This is a genomic window from Pseudomonas sp. (assembly GCF_030696055.1).
Lineage (GTDB): Bacteria > Pseudomonadota > Gammaproteobacteria > Pseudomonadales > Pseudomonadaceae > Aquipseudomonas.
Genome location: NZ_JAUYNP010000062.1, coordinates 1 through 5,220 on the forward strand (window position 1 = coordinate 1; position 5,220 = coordinate 5,220).

4 protein-coding genes are annotated in these 5,220 nt (G+C 63.9%); 2 read left to right on the forward strand and 2 right to left on the reverse strand.

Annotation, left to right across the window (positions count from 1 at the left end):
- Window positions 1–594, forward strand: a 594-nt coding sequence (locus Q8Q83_RS03655; RefSeq protein ID WP_305621210.1) for an RluA family pseudouridine synthase, incomplete at its 5' end; no start/stop codon positions are given.
- A gap of 167 nt (window positions 595–761) precedes the next feature.
- On the opposite strand, the gene Q8Q83_RS03660 is transcribed toward Q8Q83_RS03655, so the two are convergent.
- Complete coding sequence (locus Q8Q83_RS03660; protein ID WP_305621212.1) at window positions 762–2,363, reverse strand: ATP-binding protein; 1,602 nt, start codon at window positions 2,361–2,363, stop codon at window positions 762–764.
- Window positions 2,360–3,082 carry a winged helix-turn-helix domain-containing protein gene (locus Q8Q83_RS03665; RefSeq protein WP_305621214.1) on the reverse strand — a complete coding sequence of 241 codons (723 nt, stop codon included), beginning with the start codon at window positions 3,080–3,082 and terminating at the stop codon, window positions 2,360–2,362. Before Q8Q83_RS03665 ends, Q8Q83_RS03660 begins: the two co-directional genes overlap by 4 nt.
- 771 nt (window positions 3,083–3,853) lie before the next feature.
- Here Q8Q83_RS03665 and Q8Q83_RS03670 point away from each other — a divergent pair.
- Window positions 3,854–5,220 (forward strand): ATP cone domain-containing protein (locus Q8Q83_RS03670; protein ID WP_305621215.1); only part of this gene is annotated, 1,367 nt, incomplete at its 3' end.

The following is a 5,220-nucleotide window of genomic DNA, read 5'->3' on the forward strand; positions in this document are numbered from 1 at the left end:
CTGCTGGTGATCAACAAGCCCACCCTGCTGCTCTCGGTGCCCGGCCGCGCCGAGGACAACCGCGATTGCCTGGTCACCCGCCTGCAGGAAAACGGCTTCCCGGAAGCGCGCATCGTCCACCGTCTGGACTGGGAAACCTCCGGCATCATAGTCCTGGCCCGGGATGCCGACAGCCACCGCGAGCTGTCGCGGCAGTTCCACGACCGCGAAACCGAAAAAGCCTACACCGCCCTGTGCTGGGGCCAGCTTGCGCAGGACAGCGGCAGCATCGACCTGCCGCTGCGTTACGACCCGCCGACCAAGCCGCGCCACGTGGTCGACCACGAGCAGGGCAAACATGCCCTGACCCATTGGCGCGTGCTGGAACGCTGTGGCTATTACTGCCGGGTCGAGCTGACGCCCATTACCGGGCGCTCGCACCAGCTGCGCGTGCATATGCTGTCCATCGGCCACCCGCTGCTGGGCGACCGCCTCTACGCCAACCCCGAGGCCCTGGCCGCCTTTGACCGCCTGTGCCTGCACGCCAGCATGCTCAGCCTGACTCATCCGCACAGCGGCGAGCGCATGCGCTTCGAGTGCCCGGCACCGTTCTAAGAACCTGCTTACGATCTGCTGCGCGTCGGCCCTGCTGCGTTAAAAACAGGCTCGGAATGCTCATGTACAAAAGTACACTCCGCTTCCTCGCCTGTTTTTGCCTTGCATGGCTCTAGCTCGCAAGATCCTAAACAGCTTCTAAGGCTGACCCTTCCTACGGAAAACGCTTAGCCCTGCTTGCGCGGCCAGAGCAGGCTAAAGCAGGCGCCACCCAGACTCTCGCTGCGGCTGATCTGCGCGCGGCCGCCGTGCCAGTAGATGATCCGCCGCACTATCGACAGGCCCAGGCCATGCCCGCCGGAGGCGCGGGTGCGGCTGTCGTCCAGGCGCAGGAAGGGGGTGAAGATGCGCTCCCAGGCCTCTTCCGGCACCCCGGGGCCGTCATCCTCGATATCCAGGCGGCAGCGCTGCTGGCCGATCCGGTAACTGACCCGCACCCGCCCTTCGGCGTGACGCATGGCGTTGCTCACCAGGTTCTGCAGGGCCCGGTGCAGGTAGCGCAGCTCGGCCTCGACGCAGGCGCCGCTGCCGTCCACGGCATCGCGCGAGGGCCCGCGCTCGACCCGCACGCTGGCGCGCAGCGGGGCCAGCTCGGTGATCACCTGATCGATCAGCTCGTCCAGGTCGACCTGCTGGAAGTTCAGCGCCGGCGCGCCCTGTTCCAGGCGTGCGTAGGTCAGCATCTCGTCGACCAGCTTGTCGAGGTCCTGGATGTCGCTGTCCATGCCGTCCATATATTTGCGCCGCGCCGCCTCGCTCTCGGCATCGCCGATCATCTCCAGGCCGAAGCGCAGGCGCGCCACCGGGGTACGCAGTTCATGGGACACCGCGCGGACCATCTCGCGCTGAATGCTCAGGGAGCGCTGCAAGTGCTCGGCCATGGCATTGAAGGCCGCCGCCAGGCGCCCCACCGAGTCGCTGCCGCGGGTCGGCACCCGGGCATCCAGGCGCCCGCTGGCGATCCGCGTGGCCGCCTCTTCCAGCGCGCTCAGACGCTGCTCCAGGGGCCGCACCAGCAGATAGACCATAAGGCCGATCAGGCTCAGGCCGAGGGCGCCGATCAGCACCAGCAGTTGCGGTGGATAGGGGTTCATCTGATACAGCGGGCCGATTTCCAGCACCCAGGGCGTGCCGACTATGCCGGCGAACACATGGATGCTGTCGCCGCCCTTGCCCAGAGCCATCACCGTATCGCCCTCGTCCACCCGGCGGCGCTGGTCGGCATCCAGGTCGGCCTGCTCGAGGCTGACCAGGCGCAGGTCGAAGCCGAACTGCTTGGCCTCCTTGAGGGCGGCCAGGCGCTGCGGCTGTTCGGCATGGGGATAGCGGATCAACTCATCGATCAGCAGGTACACGGTGGCGCGCGCCAGCTGTTCGCTGACCTGCTGCACCTCGCCGCTCAGCAGCAATTGCTGGTCGCCCAGCAGGCTGTACACGGTGGCCGCATGGGCGCCGGTCTGCTGCACCAGCACCTGGCCACGCTTCAGGCGGTTGCGCGCCCCGCCATCCAGCTCCACCGCGTCCAGCGCCTGGATCTGCAGGGGGATGCCAAGCAAACGCCCCCACACCACCACGGCGCGACGGCGCTCGACATCGACCATGGGCACGAGGTTATCCGCCATCAAGCGGAAGGTGCCCTGGGCCAGGTGCTCGCGGTACTGATCCGCGCGCACCTCGTTGAGCAACTGCAGGGCGCCGACGCCGAGCAGCGCTGCCAGCACCAGCACCGCCAGCATGCCGCCATAGATACGCAGGAAGATCGAATTCATAGCAGCGCTTCGGCCGCTTCGGCAACGAACAGATAGCCTTTGCTGCGCACCGTCTTGATCAGCCGCGGGTGCATGGGGTCGTCGCCGATTTTCGGGCGAATGCGCGAGATGCGCACATCGATGGACCTGTCCTGGCCGTCGTACTCGATGCCGCGCAGGGCGTTGAAGATTTCCTCCCGCGACAGAATCCGCCCGGCATTGGCGGTCAGCAGCCAGAGCAGGTCGAACTCGGCGCTGGTCAGCTCGATGGCCTGCTCGCCCAGCCAGGCCTCGCGCATGGCGCTGTCGATCACCAGGGGGCCGAACTGCAGGCGCCGGCGCTCGCTCACCGCGGCCGCCTCACTGCCTTCCCGGCGCCGCAACAGGGCGCGGATGCGCGCCAGCAACACCCGTGGGCGCACCGGCTTGCACACGTAATCGTCGGCGCCCATCTCCAGGCCCAGCACCTGGTCCATATCGTCGGTGCGCGCGGTCAGCATCAGGATCGGCCCGTCGTACTGGCCGCGCACCTTGCGGCAGATCGACAAACCGTCTTCGCCCGGCAGCATCAAATCGAGAATCACCAGGTCCGGCTGCTCCTGCAGAATCCGCGTGGCGGCCAGGGCGCCGTCCATCTCGATGGACACGCTCAGGCCATTGCCCTGCAGGTATTCGCGGGTCAACTCGGCCAGGCGTTGGTCGTCTTCGACAATAAGGATGTGCCACGACTGCTGCTCCACAACGAACTCCCTGGTAACGCGGAAACGTTGGGCATTGTAGCAACGCCGTCGCGACTAGCGACGGCAGAATGAGTGCGTGAAAAAGCCCAGCGGCGCGCCTGCATAGAGCAAGCCAAGAATCAAGAAAAAAACCTACATCTTGTGTTTGTGTGACGCGCTAAAAATCCTGGGTAAATCAACGAAAAAAACCCGCGTCCCCAACGACGAACGGTATCCACACAACAACCCCAGCTACCACGGGGCCTCGCGAAACTTACCCCAAAGTAACCCACAGATTTATACACAGCCTGGACAAACTTGTTGGCTTGCCTTCCCCCGAGCACCGCACTATCTTGTATCCCCACCGCGCCAAACACCTACATATTGGGTTTTTGCACAGAAACAGACACAAGCACATTTGCCGCTAAAAGGTCCAGACCGAGAACTAAAACAGTGCAGATGACCGCTTCAAAGATCGCTTCAGCTGTATGGGTTCAGAACCTCGCCCAGGCGTCACAGACGCTTAGCAGGCTGCGGACCGCAGCATGATCGCCTTGCACACGCACCACAATATCTAGTAGTGACATCTAAGTAGTGCCGCCCTACCAGCGGCACTAGACTTTTAGAGCCAGGAAGGCGCTTTAGTCGTACCTTCCCTGCCCAGTTTGCAAGTCCCTGTGTGCCCGGCCTCTGGCTGTGCGCATGGCGTTGTTGAAATGGAATGAACGGCCGTTCGCCGCAGTGATCGACGACTTAGCGTCTAACTAATAAATACAGAACATGGAGACCTTCATGCACACCGACACCTCTCGCGAGAACCCGCAGGCCCAAGCGCCGCAGGCCGCCGATGACAGCCAGAACCTGAGCGCCACCGCGCCGGGCCAACTGCGTGTGATCAAGCGTAACGGCACTGTGGTGCCTTACACCGATGACAAGATCACCGTTGCCATCACCAAGGCCTTTCTCGCCGTAGAAGGCGGCACCGCTGCCGCCTCGTCGCGTATCCATGAAACCGTGGCGCGTCTGACCGAACAGGTCAGCGCCACCTTCAAGCGCCGCATGCCGTCCGGCGGCACCATCCATATCGAAGAAATCCAGGACCAGGTCGAACTGGCCCTGATGCGTTCCGGCGAGCAGAAAGTCGCCCGCGACTATGTGATCTACCGCGAATCGCGCAGCCAGGCGCGCAAGACCGGCAGCACCGACATTGCCGAGCCGCACCCGAGCATCCGCGTCACCCACGCCGACGGCACTGTCGCGCCGCTGGACATGGGCCGCCTCAACACCATAGTCACCGAAGCCTGTGAAGGTCTGGCCGAAGTCGACGGCGAGTTGATCCAGAAAGAAACCCTGAAGAACCTCTACGACGGCGTGGCCCAGAGCGACGTCAGCACCGCCCTGGTGATGACCGCCCGCACCCTGGTCGAGCGCGAGCCGAACTACAGCTACGTCACCGCGCGCCTGTTGATGGACAACATCCGCGCCGAAGGCCTGGGCTTCCTCGGAGTCGCCAGCAGCGCCACCCACCACGAGATGGTCGACCTGTACGCCCAAGCGCTGCCGGCCTATATCGACAAGGGCATCGAGTTCGAACTGCTGAATCCGGTGCTGAAAAGCTTCGACCTGGAAAAGCTCGGCAAGGCGATCAACCACGAGCGCGACCAGCAGTTCACCTACCTGGGCCTGCAGACCCTGTACGACCGCTACTTTATCCACAAGGACGGCATCCGCTTCGAACTGCCGCAGATCTTCTTTATGCGCGTGGCCATGGGCCTGGCAATTGAAGAGAAGCAGAAAGAAGACCGCGCCATCGAGTTCTACAACCTGCTCTCAAGCTTCGACTACATGGCCTCGACCCCGACCCTGTTCAACGCCGGCACCCTGCGTCCGCAGCTGTCCAGCTGCTACCTGACCACAGTGCCGGACGACCTGGGCGGCATCTACGACGCCATCCGCGACAACGCCCTGCTGTCCAAATTCGCCGGCGGCCTGGGCAACGACTGGACCCCGGTGCGTGCCCTGGGCGCCTATATCAAAGGCACCAACGGCAAGTCCCAGGGCGTCGTGCCCTTCCTCAAAGTGGTCAACGACACCGCTGTTGCAGTTAACCAGGGCGGCAAGCGCAAGGGCGCGGTCTGCGCCTACCTGGAAACCTGGCA